14 protein-coding genes are annotated in these 18,899 nt (G+C 45.5%); 7 read left to right on the top strand and 7 right to left on the bottom strand.

Annotated elements, in window-relative coordinates; all coding sequences use genetic code 11:
* Positions 1–118: 118 nt before the first annotated feature.
* The 4 genes from AM1_RS01105 to AM1_RS01090 form a co-directional block, all read right to left on the bottom strand.
* Positions 119–1,060 carry an ion channel gene (locus AM1_RS01105; RefSeq protein ID WP_148215645.1) on the bottom strand — a complete coding sequence of 314 codons (942 nt, stop codon included), beginning with the start codon at positions 1,058–1,060 and terminating at the stop codon, positions 119–121.
* On the bottom strand, positions 1,057–1,548 hold the full coding sequence (locus AM1_RS01100) for an ureidoglycolate lyase (RefSeq protein WP_012160951.1): 492 nt from the start codon (positions 1,546–1,548) through the stop codon (positions 1,057–1,059). The genes AM1_RS01105 and AM1_RS01100 overlap by 4 nt, the downstream gene beginning before the upstream one ends.
* Before the next feature lie 30 nt (positions 1,549–1,578).
* Complete coding sequence (locus tag AM1_RS01095; RefSeq protein WP_012160950.1) at positions 1,579–2,502, bottom strand: DMT family transporter; 924 nt, start codon at positions 2,500–2,502, stop codon at positions 1,579–1,581.
* A 401-nt stretch (positions 2,503–2,903) separates the two neighbouring features.
* Positions 2,904–3,704 carry an IS5-like element ISAcma9 family transposase gene (locus AM1_RS01090; RefSeq protein WP_012160949.1) on the bottom strand — a complete coding sequence of 267 codons (801 nt, stop codon included), beginning with the start codon at positions 3,702–3,704 and terminating at the stop codon, positions 2,904–2,906.
* A 618-nt stretch (positions 3,705–4,322) separates the two neighbouring features.
* On the opposite strand from AM1_RS01090, the gene AM1_RS01085 reads away from it, so the two are divergent.
* Positions 4,323–5,216, top strand: coding sequence for a hypothetical protein (locus AM1_RS01085; RefSeq protein ID WP_238549136.1), 894 nt, complete (start codon positions 4,323–4,325; stop codon positions 5,214–5,216).
* 107 nt (positions 5,217–5,323) lie between these two features.
* Here AM1_RS01085 and AM1_RS01080 read toward each other — a convergent pair whose 3' ends face one another.
* Complete coding sequence (locus tag AM1_RS01080) at positions 5,324–6,316, bottom strand: M23 family metallopeptidase (RefSeq protein WP_012160946.1); 993 nt, start codon at positions 6,314–6,316, stop codon at positions 5,324–5,326.
* Positions 6,317–6,898: 582 nt separating this feature from the next.
* Between AM1_RS01080 and AM1_RS01075 the strand changes: the two genes are divergently transcribed.
* Positions 6,899–8,041 carry an XdhC family protein gene (locus AM1_RS01075; protein ID WP_012160945.1) on the top strand — a complete coding sequence of 381 codons (1,143 nt, stop codon included), beginning with the start codon at positions 6,899–6,901 and terminating at the stop codon, positions 8,039–8,041.
* 37 nt (positions 8,042–8,078) lie between these two features.
* Here AM1_RS01075 and AM1_RS01070 read toward each other — a convergent pair whose 3' ends face one another.
* Positions 8,079–8,786, bottom strand: a complete 708-nt coding sequence (locus tag AM1_RS01070; protein WP_238549135.1) for an alpha/beta hydrolase — start codon at positions 8,784–8,786, stop codon at positions 8,079–8,081.
* 70 nt (positions 8,787–8,856) lie between these two features.
* Positions 8,857–9,576, bottom strand: coding sequence for an alpha/beta hydrolase (locus AM1_RS37425; protein ID WP_012160943.1), 720 nt, complete (start codon positions 9,574–9,576; stop codon positions 8,857–8,859).
* 200 nt (positions 9,577–9,776) lie between these two features.
* Here AM1_RS37425 and AM1_RS01060 point away from each other — a divergent pair, with 200 nt between their 5' ends.
* The 5 genes from AM1_RS01060 (at position 9,777) to AM1_RS44655 (ending at position 18,748) form a co-directional block, all read left to right on the top strand.
* Positions 9,777–10,976, top strand: a complete 1,200-nt coding sequence (locus AM1_RS01060; protein ID WP_012160941.1) for a tyrosine-type recombinase/integrase — start codon at positions 9,777–9,779, stop codon at positions 10,974–10,976.
* Positions 10,977–11,055: 79 nt separating this feature from the next.
* Positions 11,056–11,901, top strand: coding sequence for a hypothetical protein (locus AM1_RS01055; RefSeq protein WP_012160940.1), 846 nt, complete (start codon positions 11,056–11,058; stop codon positions 11,899–11,901).
* Positions 11,902–12,421: 520 nt separating this feature from the next.
* On the top strand, positions 12,422–12,727 hold the full coding sequence (locus tag AM1_RS01050; protein WP_041658587.1) for a hypothetical protein: 306 nt from the start codon (positions 12,422–12,424) through the stop codon (positions 12,725–12,727).
* A 183-nt stretch (positions 12,728–12,910) separates the two neighbouring features.
* On the top strand, positions 12,911–13,138 hold the full coding sequence (locus AM1_RS40755; protein ID WP_148215644.1) for a hypothetical protein: 228 nt from the start codon (positions 12,911–12,913) through the stop codon (positions 13,136–13,138).
* Positions 13,139–13,162: 24 nt separating this feature from the next.
* Entirely contained in the window at positions 13,163–18,748 is a 5,586-nt protein-coding gene (locus AM1_RS44655; RefSeq protein ID WP_041658586.1) for an AAA family ATPase, read from the top strand.
* The last annotated feature ends 151 nt before the right edge of the window (positions 18,749–18,899 follow it).

Here is an 18,899-nt window from a genome sequence, read left to right as displayed (position 1 = left end):
CTAGCTTGCAGGTTGTAGTTCTTTTTTAGCTCAGATTATTCCAGACTTGCCCCAATCTCAAACCCTAAATTGAGTTAATAAATAGTGATGTGTAAACATTCGATTGACTGTAAGTTCATCACTTGGGAGCGACATCGTGAAAGTGGGTATAGTCAATATACCGATGCCCATCTGGAGTTTGATGGAAAATATCAATAAACTTATGATCCCAAATAATATCCAGGGCTCCATAAGTATGGCGAGCATGCAAAGATTGAGCCACTGTATCATCAATTCCAGTCAATGTCACAATTAAGGTTGCTTTTGTACGTTCAAGGGATTCAGCAGTAGCACCATAGAGTGGACTAGATTCATCAATCGGATGCATAACCGTCCAAGTCAGGGTGAATGAAGGCGTTCGAGGACGAAGCAAATTGAGATTATACAAATGCCGCATCGCGTCTCCCTCAGTGCTGATTTCATCTTGCAGAAAATAGAGATTAATTTCAGCTTCAAGAATCTGGTTACGACGCTGGTTGGCGGTGCGGAACATCAAGGTTGGGACGCCATTGTAAGGTGTAATCACGGCAACATGGCTAAACAACACTCGGGTTGTCGGTCGAGAAAATCTCGCAAACGCCAAACCTGTAATTAAGGCCACACTAAGGATGCTAGTAAAGGCCTCAATCGTAACCACAAAATTGGCATAAGCCGTGGTAGGGTGCATGGCTCCATAACCAATGGCCCCCAAAGTTTGCACACTGAAGAAGAAGGCATCCCAAAACGAGCCCGGTGTCGCATTGGCGATACAATCTCCCCCAGCCAGATAGGCCAGTGCAAACAATACATTAATGACTAAATAGCCGCCGACCAGAATTAGCAGAAAGCCCAGCCAAGGAATCGTCAGTAATAAATGATAAGGATCGCGCCAATAGGTATACCAAACCCCCAGCCCAGAAATACTAAATTTGCCGTCTTGAAATTTCAAGTAGCTCTTTTGAGGCAAACTTTGGGCTAGTTTTCGGCGGAGGGATTGACGACGACGGGACTTCACTGGCGAACGAATAGAAAGGGCAATCACATGGGCGTGATGATGAATTCAACATTATATTGGTTGATCAAGTTACATGTATCGTGATCAACTTGATTGGTGTCAGACAGTTCTAAATTATAGAAATCGATAAAGTCGGTATCGAAGTGAGGACCCGCATGCCAGGTCCCCACTTCTAATTTGATAAAGCAGTCTCCAGGAATTTGAAATGCCGTGATCTGGTCTAGGGCAGGTTGAGCAGCATCTCCTGGGGGAGCAACGGCCATCAGCCAAGGTTTACCAGCTAGAGACCCTAAACATTGGGTACATTTTAGATGCCGCGTAATGCGAGAAAACCGTCGGCCCAATTTTTCTAGTCGCACAATATAGAACCGGGGAATCCCCTGATCTAAATGTAATTGAGCATTGTCAGGACCATAAACGGCCCCATCTTCGGAAGCAAATATGACCTGACCGTAGGGTTGAAATGTCTCTGGAGTAATTGGTTGAGCAATTAGTTGTTGCGTAGAGCATTGCATAAACGATTCTTCGAAGGATCCTGCCAGAAGCTATGATACGGGTTTGCGATCGCTCCAACGAGCCAGAACAATCCCTGCCAATACAATAACGCCCCCAAAGCCTTGCTGCAGGGTCAGCGCCTCCCCAAACAATCGCCAAGCTAAAATTGCCGCCGTAACCGGTTGTAGCAGCAAACTGACTGAAGCAAATGCGGAAGGCAAATGGGCCAAAGCAAACATAATCAAACTTTGGCCGATCACCTGCGAAATACAGGCTAATCCCACTAACGATAACCACCCAGTCATCGTCATAGGTAAGAATCCTTCTCCCGACAGCCAAGCGATAAAAAACAAAATCGTAGCTCCAACGATGCTGCAGGCAAAGGCGATAGTTGCTGTCGGGAAATGCAAACGTAACCGAGCCACAGACAGAATATATCCAGCGTAGAAAATGGCCGTAAGCAGTCCTAAGGCATCCCCAAATACATGTTGAGTATCGATACTCGCACTGACTAATAGGGTCGCCCCTAAGAGAACTAGAGCAATGGCAACCAAAAACCATCGTGAAACAGTTTCCCCAAACAGTAGCCAACCCCCTAACACCACAAAAATAGGGGCGAAGTTAGCCAACAAGGTTGCATTGGCAACAGAGGTAAATTGAATAGACCAATGCCAAACCGCCAAATCTGCTGCAAAGAAACACCCTGCTGATATCAGAGGCAACCCCGTTACACGCTGTTCATTCACGGGGAAGGATGTAGCAGGTCGGGAGGTCCATAACCAAACTCCCAATAGAGGGACAGCAAATCCCAATCGATAGAATGCTGTTGCACTCGGCCCTAATTCACTCAGGCGCACAAAAATGGGAGCAAATGCAATACCAATAGCCCCCAGAAGCAACGCTATGAAAGCATAGGGATTGGGCTTAACACCATAAGACCCCACTTTTTTTCCTGTCGATTTAAGCTGGGTCATGGCAAATAGCAAAGATCATTAGACGGCTAGGGTTAATTATCCTAACCTTTTCGTCATAAACATGAGCATACTTGCCAGTAATAAATCCTAGTTTCAGCTGGTCCTAGGAACATAAATAACTCACATCTCCCTTGGCCATATTTACTGCAGACAGTAGAGCGTAGTTTCCACAACAGCTCTCCATCCAATGTCTTAATGGGGAGGCATAATTTCCCGCGCCAATATTTGCCGGATTTTATTATGATTGTTCAACAATGGGGTATTCCAATGGCCAGATTATGTTTGCAGGGTGAAAATCCGATCTCAAACTAATCTCATTCTCTTCCACTGTTGAGTTTGTAGTGCTACTGCCAAAATTTAATTATGCGTTTGTCCCACATCTTAGAGGCTGTTTGAAAAGTTTAGTATTCCTGCGCCAGCCTTCGAACCATCAGTCGAATCATCGCCACATAAACAAGGGCTTCAGCCGTTCTGGTCAGCACTTCATAATCTTTGTTGAGCCGTCGAGACCACAACAACCATCCAAACGTCCGCTCTACAATCCATCGTTTGGGAACAACCTTGAACCCAGCTAAATTATCAGAGCGTTTGATGACTTCCAAAATATAGCGAAAACGGTCCATGACCCACTGCATCAAGGCTTCTCCTTGATAGCCAGCATCTGCCCATATCCGAACCAAACGGCCCAGGCTCGCCCCTTGGCGTCGAGCTTTCCAAAACAGAATTTTGGCCCCCCGTTGGTCAGAGATATTCGCAGCAGTGACGACCACCATCAGGATTAGACCCAAGGTATCAACGAGGACATGACGCTTACGCCCCTTGATGAGTTTGCCACCATCAAACCCAATGGATTGACACCGAGGATTGCCCACTTTGACCGATTGAGCATCACAGATAGCTGCACTGGGACTCGGATGACGGTCTTCACTCACCCGGACTTGCATCCGTAGATGTTCATTGATTTGCCTCCAAGTACCATCATCACGCCACTTTCGAAAATAGCTATACACCGTTGACCAGCAGTGAAAATCATGAGGCAACTGTCGCCACTGACAGCCGGTCACAACGAGATAAAAGATGGCATTAACCACACTGAGCATATCAGTGGTTCGTGGTCTGCCTCCTGGTTTAGCAGCGGGAATCAGAGGTTCGAGTAATTCCCATTGCTCTGCTGTTAGGTCGCTATCGTAAGCTGTAGACATTGCTCTCAAGTTCCTGTCAGAAATTCTACAGTGACAGATTACTCTCTTGAGAGCTTCCCTGACTTCTCAAACAGCCTCTTATGCTATTCATCTATGACGACATAATTCACGGACAAAACTTAGAAGATTTACATCTTTATATGTTGATCGCTGATACCTTTTTGAAATCCTCTAGACTCACCTCTGTTAGCTTAAACTTCACTCAATTATTTCAGCTCATTCAACATTAAACCGTATACGACCAAAATTTAATGTGTTTATCCTGAAAGGCCTTTAATCTATCTAATTATTTTCTGGAACTTATAGAATTTAAACAACCTATCAATAGTCAATTGATCTTAGGGTGTCAGACCTAAGGTTTGCGCAATCTGAAACGGCTATTCAAGTAGAATAATTTACTCCTGGCTACATAAAATAATAATAATTTCAAAAGATAAAGACTGTATTTCAAATATGTAAAAATATAGGTAAGAAGTATAGTCGATTTTCCCAAAGTGTTCAAGCAAGAAAAATAGTCCCTTGATATCTAATGGGCGAGTAGAGATGTCACTCTAATATTATCTTTCATCTGGAAAATTACGATAAATAAGGCCATGGAATTATCAATTTAAACTGAAGATGAAAAGCACTTGTCCGACTTGCAAACGTTCATTGTACTTACCAGAAGACTATCAGTCTCTGAGAAAATGGCAAGTCATTTGTTCCCATTGCTATTCACTCTACCAAGCTGAGCCTGGTGTCGTTATTGGCTCATGGTTGGGGTTTTCCCGTAATCACCAAAATATTTATCTAGCTAGAATTCAGATGAGAACTGGGTCTATTAAAACAGTAGAAATTGATCAACTCATCGGTGCAAATATTCCAATTATTTTGATGATGCCGGCAAAAGGTGTTGGTCACTTACAGCCCATTTTATTAGTAGATGTCAAGACCAACCAGTCTCACTTCTTGCCCCATCCTCAACGGCAATTTCTCAAATATCAACGATATACCGTGATTGGGGTCAGTATATTTATTCTTTGCTTAGGTTTATCGATTCGAGGAGGGGTAGCTACAATTATCATTGTGGCGGTTGTCGGTAGCCTTTTAGTAGGTAATATTTTGCCAAGAATCTTGCGAAGCAAGCAACACAACTCCAAAACACAAAATCGTTTGATGTTGGAGCAACGACTCATTAAACAAAGTGATGCCTGGGGAGAACAGCTCCAACAACTGGAAATAGAATTAACAAAATTGCATCAAGCTAATAAAAGGCTACTTCCATATAGCCAAGATGAAGCCTTTCACATCAGATCAATTTCAGATAAGCCCAGAAAACGCCAGTACTTTCAGAGTAAATATTACAGACTCAGCGAATTGGTTGAGTGTTATGTCTTAACAAAAAACTTAATTGATATTAATATCCCTATTATCCAATTAGCCGAAGAAGTGCCAGTTGACCTAATCAGTCAACTATCTAACCTCTCTTTGCAGATTAAGGATCTAGAGCGTCGGTATCAATCCATGACCTAGCCCATCATAAACTTGACCTCTTGGATCCAAATGCAGAAGATAGCTTCCATGTACTTTATAAAAAGTAGACATCATACCCCCCGAAGCTTTGGATCTGTCCTATTTCTCTATTGCAAAAGCACATCTGCTTCATGATCAATGATCGTTTTCTGGTCTCTAATCAACTGGTACCGTCCAGACCACTGACCTGGAATAAGGGGTTGCTTAGTGCCCTTCTTCCCTAATGAACGGGTCCATACCTTCTGAGATTCCGATACTGTTCGATTAAACTGAGCGACAATCTTACCCTGAGGATCTCGGAGCTGCAGGCGTTCTTGATCTCCTTTGAGCATTCCATAGGTGTGGACCCAAAACACCAGGGCAGGGCTATCCACTGGAAGCACTTGATCTTTAAATTCTCCATCCCATAATTGTTCTAGCTCTGGAAGTTGCGTTGCAAAGCCAGCCCGGATCAATCCCGTTGATTGATAGGGAAGGGCCGTTTTCCATAAAGGACTCTTGCTACCCTGACACCCTGATGGGGCTTCCGGTCCCACAAACGGATCCACAACCCGATCTTGGTAGCGAACACTCAAGTGAACATGGGGAAAAGAAGCCTTTCCAGAAGTACCCACTAAACCTAGAGGCGTCCCCTCTTTCACTTTGTCACCTGGTTGAACTAGAACACTGCCTTTCCGAAGATGACAATATTGAGTCTGCCAGTTTTCATCATGTTCTATGACAACACCGTTACCACATTCCATTCCTTCAACGGCGTCGGTTTGAGTTTGATCCTGAATGCGGCGATCGCGAATGTTGTTCCGAGTGCGTAATACTGTCCCTGCGGCGGCGGCTTTTACTTTGACTCCCTCCGCCATTACCTGCTCATCAGGGATAGCAAAGTCGGTCCCTTTGTGGCCATCGTATGTCATCCGGCCACAGCCAAAATCTACCGCTTCTGGGCCAGGATCACGATCCGTATAAAGCAGAACAAAGCAGTCATTACCTAAGGTGCAATCAATGGGTAGCCCTAGCTGTAAAGTAGGATTCGCTTGGGTCGACAATTCACATCCCAGGACAGAGATTAATCCCAACAGCAGTAGAAAAATGTACTTACGCACAACTATTGTTGCTCCTTATCTGAAACCAGTGAGACGTGGCCTCACTTTATCAAGAGTTGATGAGTTCTAAGGGAATTCATAAAGATTGAATTTCGTCCTAATTTCAGAAATAGAGTAAATTAATCGCTTTTGGTGCCTGTCTATATTTTCATTTATTTAGTCATACTTTGAATTGCTTCAATATCTAAATAATTCACATTTCATCACAAATCTTTTACAGCAAAGTGCCAACAAGTAAACTTCTCAGCTTTTTGTAAAGATTACTAATATTTATGAGCCAATGCCTTGCTAAAGGGTTATAGCTGGATTAAATAGCAAAGTATAAATTAATAGCTAACTTAAGAAATGGTAGCAGTATAAACTCAAGATTTGGGAAATAGCCAACGTTCCCATTAAATATTTCTCGAAATATTTTAGAAGGATTTTATTCGAAGTTAACGAGGATTCTCGCAGTAAAAAAGAATTACTAGATGATTGGGGGGATTGATGACTTTTAGAGCAGAAAAGCATACCTCTAACTAAATTTGGAAATAGATTTTTTCCGTTTAGAGCAATCACTTTACAGTTTTGCTACCCGTTCGAATGAAAGAGCTACAAGAAATCATTCCTTTTGTTATTCAAGCCGATCATCAAGATCCGTCAATTATTGTAGCGACTGTGTTGCAAGCGGAGGAATCAAGCTACTGCAGGTCTGGAACTCGGATTCTATTGACCAAAGCTGATCAAACCATTCGGGCGATTTGTGAGGATTATATTGATCAGAAAATTATTAACCAAGTTAAACAGCTTGTTCAGATTAATGGCTGTCCCCAAGTGTATCGATATCATGTCGATCAACTTCACACACTGGATAAGACAAGCTCTCGAGGCGGAACTACAATTTTACTGGAGCCTCTTAATAGTCGATCCACTAGAGCTCAGTTTGATTTCATTGCTGAATGTTATGACGAGAACCAATCCGGGGCAATCGCAACTGTCTTTACTGTAGAAGGTGATATTCCTGCCCAAGTCGCCTCCCGATTATTTCTCAAGATGGATGGTTCAGTGGCCAATCAAATTGGGGACCATTTTCTCACCAATCTTATTTTTCAAGATACGGTCAAAATATTGGCAGCGGGGCAAACTCGGACTAGGAGCTATCCCTTTATTGACGGTTATGTCCAAGCCCTGATTGAAGTCATTATTCCCCCCATCCAGCTCTATATCTTTGGTATTACACCTTACACTTCCCCCATTACACTCCTCGCAAAACAGTTGGGGTGGACTGTTGTTATCGTTGAGCATCCATCGCGAGAGATTAAACTCAACCATTTCCCAGAGGCAGATCATATTCTGCAAGTCGAGCCTCAGGACTTGCATCAACAAATTCAGCTCTCATCATATTCAGCTGCTGTTGTGATGACTGGAGACTTTGAGCAGGATTTGGCAATCGTAAAGTTTCTTTGGTCTAGTGCCATAGGCTACTTAGGTGTTCCTGGCACAAAAGCAAGGACTCAACAGCTTATTCAAGGTCTACAGGATGGGGGCTCTCTTACGCCGGAGCAACTCAATCGGCTCCATGGCCCCATTGGCCTAGATATCGGCGCGGAAACACCTAGTGAAATTGCCTTAGCGATAGTGTCAGAGATCCAGGCTGTTGTTAAACATCGAACCGGATCATTTTTACGAGAACAGCAAAACTCGGTCTATGATTCTGCTCCTGATTTGATTTCCCTAATCCAATAGAGTCAGACCATCATCAGATTTGAGTCTCCTTCAACTCTCAACCGGGAGGTGTCGCGTCAGGGGCTGGTTCAGGGATGGGATTAGGTGCAGTAACAGATGGTTTTGGTTGAATCGCACCAGACTCACAATCACAAACCAAACTTTCTAGAAGTTCAGTTGCGATCGCAGCACCGGATTCCACGGAAGGTGCAAACCGACTCACTAGTCGATCAATCTGATCGGCGGTTCGGGCCAACTTGACGCCATCAATTGTCATTTCAGCCAGGGGATACTTTTCCAGAAACTCCAATAGGGAAATCTGACTATCATCGCTCAAGGACTGAATCACCCCCGAGCGAAGGGCTTGGATATTGGCCCCTTGACTTGGAGTCTGAAAAATCTGGCCCGCTTGAAACAAGGCATATTCACCTGGCAATAAGTAGAGCAACCGATCGGCCAATCTGAGGCTAATTTTTACATCTTGAGTTAAAAATCGACGGACGACCTTTGGATCTTGATCGGCAGCATTCATAAAAAACTTGAGTTTGGAAGAGGCTTTACCGGTTTCAGCAAAGGTCTTGAGTTCCTGTACCGTGAGGGATTGACCAAATGGCCCATAGGTAAATTTAATCTTGGTGGCCCCCAGGGCCGTTTCGGTGTGAAGGCCTAGACAAGACAAGGTACAAATAGCCCCCAGTCCCATCCAGATCAGCCTATGTCGCATTCTTTGGAAGCGAGAGCGACCTATCATCGATGTTAATGCCATAGTACGGTCCCAAATTGAGAGAGCTGACTTCTGGTTAATGAGGGAAAGACTTGCGTCCTGGGAAAGCAAGCTATTTGGTCTCGATTGGGATAGCCTGTTCAGTCGGCTCAAGGTGATTGCAATTCTGCGAGGAATGACGGTCGGTCACTGTATTCGCAGACTGGTATTGCTTGCCTTCAGGCGTATCTACTGCCGGTTCAACCGCAGATTTCGCCGTATCACAGTCGCAAACTAAATCTTGCAACACCCCTTTAGCCACTTCAAGGGCAGGCAGTACCCGCTCCACAAAACCGCGTACATCCTTGTAAGTCCCCTCTAAACTGGTCAGATCAAGCTGAATTTGAGTTTGGGGATGCTTGGCAATCAGTTCAATAAAGGATACTCGGTTGTCAGCAATAGAATCTAATACAGCCGTTCGAATTGCATTTAAATCCCTTTCCGTGCTGCCCGAAGCACTACTAATGGCATCATCCAGTTTCAATAATAAAAAATCACCATTGGATCCTTCGATGAAGCGTTCGACAAACCTAGGAATTTTGATTTCTTCTCTTAAGAGTGTTTGAACACCATTGGGCACTTGGGCATCTGTCCCTAGCAACTTTTGCAAATCAGCGGGCATCTCCCCCGTCTCCGCAAACCTGTTGAGGTCTTTTCGAGTCACCGTTGCTTCTTCTGACTTGTAGCGAACAATGATGCTCTCGGCAGCCTGTCCTATATCTGCACAGGACAAGCTAATGAGGGGGGCAAGCACCATTCCCAAAGATACGGAGATAGAGCGCTGGAATACCATGGAATCCTCCTTGAGAAATCGTTGCTCGATCTGCTAGGGTCCACTGAGATCTAACTAAAGAATTGTACCAATTGATATGTCGTTGTTTTTGTATCTTGAAAATCTACCATTAGCCAAGGTGATCTATCTGCATCTAAAAAAACTGTGGGTTAATTTGTGGGTCGTTTTAGAGGAGCGGCTTGTAGTTAGCCCACATTTTTATGGCTACTAATAGACTAACGGATCTACAGGTCCGAAACGCTAAACCCAAGACTGGCTCTTATAGACTGTCTGATGGTGGTGGCTTGTTTTTGCAAATCACCCCGGCTGGTGGGAAGCACTGGAAGTACAGGTACAGAATCCAAGGAAAAGAATCCACGTTCAGCATTGGATCTTATCCAGAATTAGGGCTAGGTGAGGCACGAGCTAAGCACCTAGAAGCTAGACGGCTAGTGGCTCAGGGTCTTAACCCTACTACTGAGGCCAAGAGATTGCAGTTATCGTTACAGCTAGCCCAAGGCAACACATTTGAATTTGTGGCTGATGAATGGTTCAGTCAAAAGAATGCTGGTTGGTCTGAGAGTTATCGCGGAATAGTAAGGAATCGGTTGAATAGGGATTTAAATCCAAGCTTAGGGCCGAGGCCAGTCACAGAGATTACAGCCCCTGAAGTGTTGGCGGTTATTAGGGCTGTTGAAGCTAGAGGAGCTAATGCACTGGCTCATAAATGTCTGTCTATTGTGAGGATGGTGCTGGGTTATGCCGTGGCTACAGGTCGATGTGATCGCAATGTAGTCAATGATTTGGGCGGCGCACTGGCCCCGGTGGACGCAAAACATAGAGCTGCTATCACAGATCCTAAAAGAGTTGGTGAGCTGATGCGGATGATCGCTGACTATCGGGGTTCGATGGTGGTCCGGGCAGCTATGCGAATGGGGGCTTTAACGTTTGTTAGACCCGGTGAGCTTCGGACGATGCAATGGTCACAAATCAATTGGAATACTAAAGAATGGCGGTTTCAAGTGTCCAAAACAGAGACCGATCATATAGTGCCCTTAGCTACTCAAGCGATCGAGATACTGCAGACTCTGCAGTTGATAACGGGCAATGGCACAAGTCGATATGTTTTTCCCAGTGCTAACAGCATGACCCGGCACATGAGTAATAACGCCGTGCTGGCTGCACTACGGGCGATGGGCATTACTAAAGATGAAATGTCAGGTCATGGGTTCAGAGCTATGGCGAGGACTCTAATTGCTGAAGAATTGCACTACCGACCGGAGCTTATTGAGCATCAACTTGCACATGCAGTTCGGGGTCCTTTGGGGCGTGCATATAATAGGACCGAGTTTCTTGAAGAACGGCGGGAAATGATGCAGGCTTGGGCCGATTATTTGGATGAGCTGGAAAGAGATTGTTAGCCAGATCAGCTGATGATTTTTATCTGAACAGAGGATTTCACTTAGAGGTTAAGGTGGTGGCAGCTTTGGAGGACTTCTAATGGCAGGGCGCAAAAAGAAGAACCAGTTAGCCCGATCAAGCAAGAAATCGACATCAACCAGAAAAGAGAGGATTAATGCCTTATCTAAGCATGCTGTAGATGGGATGCCCCCGGATGACATTGCCGAGAGAAGGATCAACGAAGAATCACAGATTAAGTTCAACCATCTAAAAAAGAAGTACAAAGAGATCTTTGATGCGCTCTCCGACCTCAATACATATGGAGAAGTAATCCTTCCTCGGGGACTATCTGTCCAAAAACAAAGAATTTTTAGGTTGGAAGTAACGCAACTAGAGGACCTATGCGCCCTTGCACAGTATTCTTGGACCCTGATTGTTACGAGAAAAGACTCCCCTTTGAAAACGTTGGAAGGGATTATCGATCGAAAGATTGACAACCCAGGTGATTTTATTCGGACAATTCTCACTTTAGAGGCTGCTTTCGACCTGTGGATGTGCAGTCCCGAATTCGTAGGTGAAGCCTTAAAAGGCAAAAGTCAAACATCTTTAGCGTCCTACCGAGCAAACGAAAGGGGCAAGCTCAAGAAGTTAATCAGTCACCAGCTAACCGGGGGGAGTGTGGAGCTGTCAGATAAACTTCTCGCCTTGGCTACTAAACACTTGGCATCTGACGAAGAACGACTATCTAACCTTAGACACGGTTCGCGGCTGTGGCTGTTGAATTGGCTCGGTAAACTACCAAAGTCAATACAACATCAATACACCCTCGATAACCTACTAGAACGCTACTACAGGACTAAACAAAGACTAGACTCCGAGATTGCTAATGCTTGCAATCCTCGACACGGTAGAACAAAGAAAAAGCTTGGGAGGCTTGCTAGTTAAGGCTTTTGGCGTTCTCAGGGCACCGTGCCTATCTAAGAACTATTCTTAAGTGCGAAATTCTCCAACGATTTTTTACCTTTACGCAAGTTTACGAAAAAAACGGCTGAAAGCCTTGCTGCGTATAGACCGTTAATTGTTAAGAAAAATAAAGTTTAGGCCCCGGATGCGCTTTTTATAGGGGTCGAGCTATTGTTAAATCACTGACAGGCACTGGGTTTCAGCGGTCGGTCAGTCAAAAAGGCTAAAAGAGCCTCATCCAACAAGTTTTCAATTCCATTTCTGAGCAGGTCGAGGCCAAAACCAAATTTAGAGGAATCGCAACTAACCCCACTTGCCGGGGGCACAACCAAACTCTCCAAAAACCACAGGCGTGGAAACTGTGTAGGAAGTTTTGCAATTTCTGAAATTGGTTAGCGGCTGAACGAGACGAACTAACCCGAACCTATCGGGCCTGATTCCTTATGCGTGGCGGCTGAGGATCACGGTTGCGATCGGCTTCGGATACTCAGAAGCGCAACAAATGACAAATTTTCCAGAACCAGAAATCACCACACTTCCAGAGTTGTTAGGGGGGCAAATCTATTGCTCTCAGGTTGAGTTGCAGCAACTGATTGGCATCCCAGCCCCAACGCTGTACGTGCAGACTCAAGCAGGTAAATGGGTCCAGGGGGTTCATTTCGTGCGACTTGGCCGAAAAAAACTTTGGTGTTTGCCTTTGGTTTTGGATCGGCTTCACCACTGGGAGGACGAGGTTACACACCAAAGGGCTATTAAGAATTTCTTTGACAGGCTTCCAAGTGGTTGGAGTCTGCTGAAACAGGGGTGATTTTTCAGAAACCGTACCCCTAATTACTGGGAATTTTGGCCCCGGTCAAAACCGTTTTTTGGAAAAGTTTGGAAATCACCCTAATTGATTTTTAGGGATACGTTCTCTCTTTTTTCGAGCAAGCCTAGTATTCCAATCGGGCAAACCATAACCCTAAGCAACCACTTAAAGGAGCCAATCAAAATGTCTTTCGCCCGAGCTTTCACCCCGATCGCCACAACCAACCAAAAGGAGACTAACGGCATGGTCAGCCAACTGCAACAGACCCCAGATAGCAAAAACCCCCGCTCAAAAAAGCGAGGATTCCTTAAATCACTAGGGCCGCCGGGTCTTAGTCAAAACACCGAAGGAAGCGAGATCTTGGCGGACACAACTTCCAACGGTGCCACCGAAGACACAAAAACCAATTAATTGCAAGCAATCAAGAGAATTCCCATGTCGGCACCTTTAAAAATCGCACAATTTGTTACATGCGATTGTAATCAATCAACCACTACAAACGCAAGTACAAGTGAACCACTCGCCAGTGGTGTCAGCCCCAAAGCCACAGAGGGCAACGCTTCTAGCGATTCAAAAAATATTTCAAAAGAGACCGAGAAAAAAGTAGAAAATTGTAACGATTCTGTAACATTTCGAGCCAAGGATATCTGCGCCAACCCTTCAAAGTATGCGCCTGAGGGGATGACTCATGCTGAACGGCTAGCTTTCTTAGATTCTCCAGCCGAGAAAACGGCATCCTTAGAATTTAACGGCCTCAAAGGTAGTACAAACGTTTCAGCGAGTGGAGCAAAAAAAGAGGCCAAGGTTAATCCTTATTTGATTGTTCCTGAGCTTGTTGAGGGACTGAGTTCTGCTGAGAACTTGGCATTGCGCCGCAAGAATACCGTGGATGTCAGGAATCCTCAGCCTAACCGTCCAGAGGTGTTAGACGAGCTGGGATTGATTGCTTGGGGTAAACCCTACGATCAAGTGACCTCGGATCTGGTTTGCACTAGCAATCCAGACTTCCTGGGAGCCAAGGCAGCAAACTTGTTTTTTAATGAGCTGGTTGGTGAGCATGGGCGCTTTTTGGCCGCTGTTGACAAGTGGTCAGGATATAGAGGATTCCTAGGAAGCTCTGGTGTTGAGGAGCTAGTAAGAATTAATGATGATGGGACTCGAAGATGGCTCAAGGATGGGTCGAGGGCCGTGTACCCAGTGAAACTGCTGAAGTTTTTAGCCAGGGCTGAAGGAAAAGCCGTTACTTGGTTCCCCCACGGTCAGATCAAAGATCGTAAAGCGACCAGTTTACCTGGGACAATGCCTGATTTCATAGGGCTAGAGATTGATGACGGTTGCTTGAATGAACAGCTTGCCAGGTTGGTGACGCTGCAACAATTTCTTGGGACCAAATTTCTGATGTTGTGGTCTGGCAAAAAATCCATTCATTTTTATATCCCAACAATCGATCATCCTGAAAGCAGGGATCAGTACTACGAGGTCTTGAAGACCGCTATTTCTGTGACAGGGGGTGACTATGCGGTTGCTTCTGCAGGTAGGGCATTGCGCATGGCTGGTGCTTTCCGTGCGGTGCGGGTCGGCAATGAGAATGTGATCACTAATCAATCGATCATGCAATTGGGGTCGAGGGACCTATCGTTCAGTGAGCTGAATGACGGGCTTTTATCCTTTTTTAGACAGGAATACGGGAAAGACTACCGAAGCGGTAAAGATTGGAAGTATTACCAGAGCTTAGGACTTCAGATTGTTAAAGCCCCCAAAGGTAACAACACTATCGACGTAACGGGCCGTAAGGTCACTGATGTTTTCCTACAGTCAGACGAGGAGAACGACGCCTTACTGGGTGGGAAGCGGGCTAAAGGTATCAAAGCCAAGAAAGTGAAGGCCAAAGCTCCTAAGACGCCTGTGGAAGCTGTTGCCACTCAAAACGTGGAGGAGCATAAAAATTTAAGACTGGCTCAAGAAGCGAGGATTGCAGCCGGGATTACAGGTCACGGTCTTACTACAGAAGAAATTTTGGAGGTTGTCAGCGACCCAATCAATCAAGGGCTAACCTATCACCAAAAGGGTACTGAACTTAGTGATCGCCACCAGCGCTGGTCAATTCTGCTTGGCATTTATCACAGTGACGGCGGAACTGCGGAGGAGCGATACGAATTAGCAGAAAATTTTGGTGTTGATAATTTTGGTCTGGATGAGGCTTATGTCGCTAAGGAGCTGGGCAGTACCTGTTATTCAATCGGTCTATCGTCGATCATCAGGAATATTCACGGCCAAGTAGATGGGACGTGGAAGCCTTCAGAACGAGTTAGAACCCTTGTAGCTAAATCAAAGAATGCTGCTAACGCATTGGAAGCAACCAATATAAGCGAGGGTTTGGCTTCATTAGGTGAGGGGGTTGTACCTCTGTTAACCAGTGATGCCAGTCAGCTAGATACAGAGATTGAGCTTGATAACGTTAAACTCCAGGCGATTCAACTCGATCGCTTGACATCTTTGACCCTCAAGGGCATCTCAACCAAATGCATCGACTCGCAGCTAAGACCTGAGTACACAGAGGTCCTAAAGGATCGAACTATCGCGCTCCATGCGGATGTTGAGGGACTTGGTAACGACGCCCAAGGGTTGACCCGGCTTAAGTTCAATCTGATGCGGACTTGGTTTGCATTGGAAGGGAATGGTTGCAAGGTGTTGGTGAGGATAGACAGCCAAAAGCACCTATACACCAGCCTGAATGAGCTGACAGGTCATCTGAGTAAGTTGATTAATCAGCGGATTTATCAGCATACATTGCCAAAGTTGCAGGATCGAGCAGGGTCCGGGGTGTTCAATGCCCGATATATGGCAGCGGGTCTGATTGACGGGGTGAAGCTGGCTGACAAGATCATTGAGATTCATCAGGACGAGTCTAAATCTAATCTTTTTGCCCTCAGTGGTCCCACCGGAACAGGTAAGACAACGTTAGTAGAGCAATTGCTTGAGCTGTTGGAGTGCAAAAAGTTTTATGCTGCACCCTTGAAAATTTTGGCACTTGAGAACGGGGCTGCATTGGCAACAGATAGGAACGACGAACAAGCGGCGGAATATGAGGGTCTAGGATTAGGTGACATCTCGGCATGTTTGCAAGGCTTTTTTAACTTTGGTCGTTTTGAGAAATTTGCTACGGATAAGGTTGTGGTCTTTATTGATGAGACCGATCGGGTAATCCTGGATCTTTTAGGCAGCACCCACGCCACCCAACGACAGGCCAATCTCAATCAGCTCAAGAGGATTCTTGATCATGCCAAGGAGAATGATTGGCCCGTGATCATTGCCCAGCAAAATCTGAGTGAAATCGCGGTTAGGTTCTTCGAGTGGTGGATGGATGTCGAGGCCAACGTCTTTGTCAATCAATATAAGGAGCAATTCAAAGACGGGTTGACGTTGACTCAGGAAAGTTATCTAGGAGCAGTCAGCGCTCATTTGACGGGCGACCATGAAGCTTTTGGGTTTGGCAAGGATAGCAGACTACAGTTCACTCAGCCTAAAAGCGTTCGTCGGCTGGATATTCACTGCCAAAGTGCAAATGACATCCTTAAGTTTCAGGAGTTTACTCGACCTCAACGATATCTCAAGCATATTTTTAGGGATGCCAAGGCTAAGCAAGCGCTTAAAGAGTTGGGGGCTGAAGATTGGGATAAGTACGCTAAGGCCCCTCTTTTTGAAATTAAGGCCATAGACTTCAGCCCGGAGGCACTGAAGCTATGGCGTTTCCTTGAAGCACTACAGCAGCCATTTTGGGTGGATGAGGTTACGGATCAGCATGTCTTGGTGAAGTCTACCAGCAAAAAAGATACGGCAGGGAATGAGGTTACACAGCACCTGGTTTATTGGGACTTTTCGCCAGTTGGAAAGTATGACGGCTGGATCGGTGGCGAAAAGAATCACCAAAAGCTGAAGGTCGAGCAGTGGTTAGAGACTCAAGATAAGGGATGGACTAAGGAGCTATTTGTCACTCAGCAACGCTATGGGGCACCGTGGCAAGAGCTGTTAGGGATGGGGCTAAGCTGGGAGTCAGCCAAGGCTTTGATCCGATTAATGCATGAGGCATTTCTAGATTCTAAGGAGCTGGTTTTCCCCCTGTTTGCCGCAACCCGTGACTGTATGAGATCTGGCAAGAAAACGAAGGAATTGCAGAATGTGATTGCCGAAGGGACCAAAGACGGTCAGCACCTTATGAGATCGCCGCTGATTGGTACAGGATTGTCGTTCTATGGTGATGCACTTGATATTAGTGCAACGCTGGTATTGGCGTCCTGGGGAAGCCTAGAGGATATCTCTCAGGCGTTGTCCCGGAACAGATCGAGACCAGAGACTATTGTTTATGCACCAAGAGTTTTAAATAATCGGGTTGCTTTGGATATCACCCAAGAGTGGAAAGACAATCATGCTAATCAGTCCCGAAAGAATCGAGCTGAGTTGAAGTTACTGGGGAAAACAGGTAATCGTTTCAATCTTAACGATGCGATCGCGTGCTTTGAAGCAATCCACGGACGTATGGAAGGCTTTACCTACCGCGCACTTGAGCTATTTGCTCAGGGTAGAGCCTGCGCTTTTGCTTGTGCTGGGGGTGGTACGCTTGTACTAGCCGACAATTGGCTTGAAAGGTTCCACAAAGATAGAGCCTTTTTTGGGGAGTTCTTCAACGATGTTTTCTTAGAGTGGTTGTTCGGTTCTAAGTTTGCAGAGGATTATCTCGACGTTTTGGATAACGTTGTCGAATGCGAAGATCGAGTTTACGAGTTCTTTGTGTTCTGCGCTATTGAGCAGGAACAAATTGCCCGACATGTGGAAGTTACAGGGAGTCAGTCTGCTAAGAACCTGCAGGGCTGGGAGATCAAGGAAGGTACATCTTTTGTTGACGCCCTATCCAGTTCAAAGAATACGGGGCAATTTCTATCCCTAGTAAATGCTCAACGGATGGCCCAATTAAAATACGAAACTTACCATTTTGCTGAGTGCTTTCTTGATCATTATGCCGATTACACAGAGAACGGCATCACTTTTATTGAGCGTGAAAATCTAAAAGAGTACAACAGCCAAGGAAGAGTTGTTTTTGATGGTGGCAGAGAACCGGACGAAATCAGATCACGTCAAGGTGATGTTGCCTGCATCCTTGAGAATCTGAGAACTCATCAGTATCTGCAAGTCGTAGAAGAAAGTCATTTTATTCAAAGCGAGGCAGAAGCCCGGAGAATAAAAAATTCACCTACTTCCACGGTTGCAGAGCAGAGAGCGGCTGACTTGGCCTTATTGAGATTGGAGTACCCAGAGTCTCAATGGTCCGATCCTGACTTTATCTATTACACCCTCGTCCACAAGAACGGACAGTTGAGATCATGTGCCACACGGCTAGCCCGATATTTGCTGAACTCCGATCTTTTTACGAAAGATCAATGTCAAAAATTTAAGCGAGATGCCGCCAACGGTGATCATTTGCATGGAGTCCTACGGGGAACCCTGAGAGAACAGATTTTTATTAATGATTCGGGGGTAGCCGATTTTTACCGCACTCATGGCCGGGGCAACAATATCAGTGAAGCTGAGGTTAGGGAGTCCCAGTTTTGGGCTTATCTCGTTGAACATCAGCAAGAGTTATGGGACCTTTTCCAGCTCCAAACAGCCAACGACAGCCCTATAGCCGTCATAAATCGGCTTGTAAAGCGCCTGAGCTATGATCCGATGCCCTGTGTCGCTCGAACGGGTAACGGGGGATCTCAGCGCAGATATGCTGCGATCGTGAACAAAGACGTTCATGAAATCCGCAAGCAACTGCTTCGGGGCACCGTGCTATACGTCAAAAAGCAGATTGATGACGCTTGCGCTAAAGACTGTGTAGACGCCCGAAGCCTTGCAGATCCACTGTTTTATAACTCTAATGACTCTTTAGATAGAAACAGTGGATCTTATCCCAAATGGTTTCTCGAATTTAGACGATCGATTGAAGATCAGATAGCGGAACTCGACAAATTGATTGAGTAATCAAGCTCAAAGGTCAAGCAAAGAGGCAACAGAAATAAAGAAATACCTCCCCCGATAAGCGGGGTTGGTCTCTGGTGCGCAGGCGGAGTGTTGGCCGGGGTGAGTTGGTCTGTAACGGCTGTTTTGGCTGCTCTGGAGAATCCTCCTAATC

Origin of the sequence: Acaryochloris marina MBIC11017 (assembly GCF_000018105.1) — a bacterium.
Lineage (GTDB): Bacteria > Cyanobacteriota > Cyanobacteriia > Thermosynechococcales > Thermosynechococcaceae > Acaryochloris > Acaryochloris marina.
This window is presented reverse-complemented; position numbering and strand designations above follow the sequence as displayed.

Excerpts from the sequence above, each read along its gene's own strand:
- AM1_RS01070 (WP_238549135.1), bottom strand. The coding sequence starts at position 8,786 with ATGGCATTAACATCGATGATAGGTCGCTCTCGCTTCCAAAGAATGCGA.
- AM1_RS01050 (WP_041658587.1), top strand. The coding sequence starts at position 12,422 with ATGACAAATTTTCCAGAACCAGAAATCACCACACTTCCAGAGTTGTTA.
- AM1_RS01075 (WP_012160945.1), top strand. The coding sequence starts at position 6,899 with ATGAAAGAGCTACAAGAAATCATTCCTTTTGTTATTCAAGCCGATCAT.
- AM1_RS40755 (WP_148215644.1), top strand. The coding sequence starts at position 12,911 with ATGTCTTTCGCCCGAGCTTTCACCCCGATCGCCACAACCAACCAAAAG.
- AM1_RS01055 (WP_012160940.1), top strand. The coding sequence starts at position 11,056 with ATGGCAGGGCGCAAAAAGAAGAACCAGTTAGCCCGATCAAGCAAGAAA.
- AM1_RS01085 (WP_238549136.1), top strand. The coding sequence starts at position 4,323 with ATGAAAAGCACTTGTCCGACTTGCAAACGTTCATTGTACTTACCAGAA.
- AM1_RS01095 (WP_012160950.1), bottom strand. The coding sequence starts at position 2,502 with ATGACCCAGCTTAAATCGACAGGAAAAAAAGTGGGGTCTTATGGTGTT.
- AM1_RS01060 (WP_012160941.1), top strand. The coding sequence starts at position 9,777 with ATGGCTACTAATAGACTAACGGATCTACAGGTCCGAAACGCTAAACCC.
- AM1_RS01090 (WP_012160949.1), bottom strand. The coding sequence starts at position 3,704 with ATGTCTACAGCTTACGATAGCGACCTAACAGCAGAGCAATGGGAATTA.
- AM1_RS37425 (WP_012160943.1), bottom strand. The coding sequence starts at position 9,576 with ATGGTATTCCAGCGCTCTATCTCCGTATCTTTGGGAATGGTGCTTGCC.
- AM1_RS44655 (WP_041658586.1), top strand. The coding sequence starts at position 13,163 with ATGTCGGCACCTTTAAAAATCGCACAATTTGTTACATGCGATTGTAAT.
- AM1_RS01100 (WP_012160951.1), bottom strand. The coding sequence starts at position 1,548 with ATGCAATGCTCTACGCAACAACTAATTGCTCAACCAATTACTCCAGAG.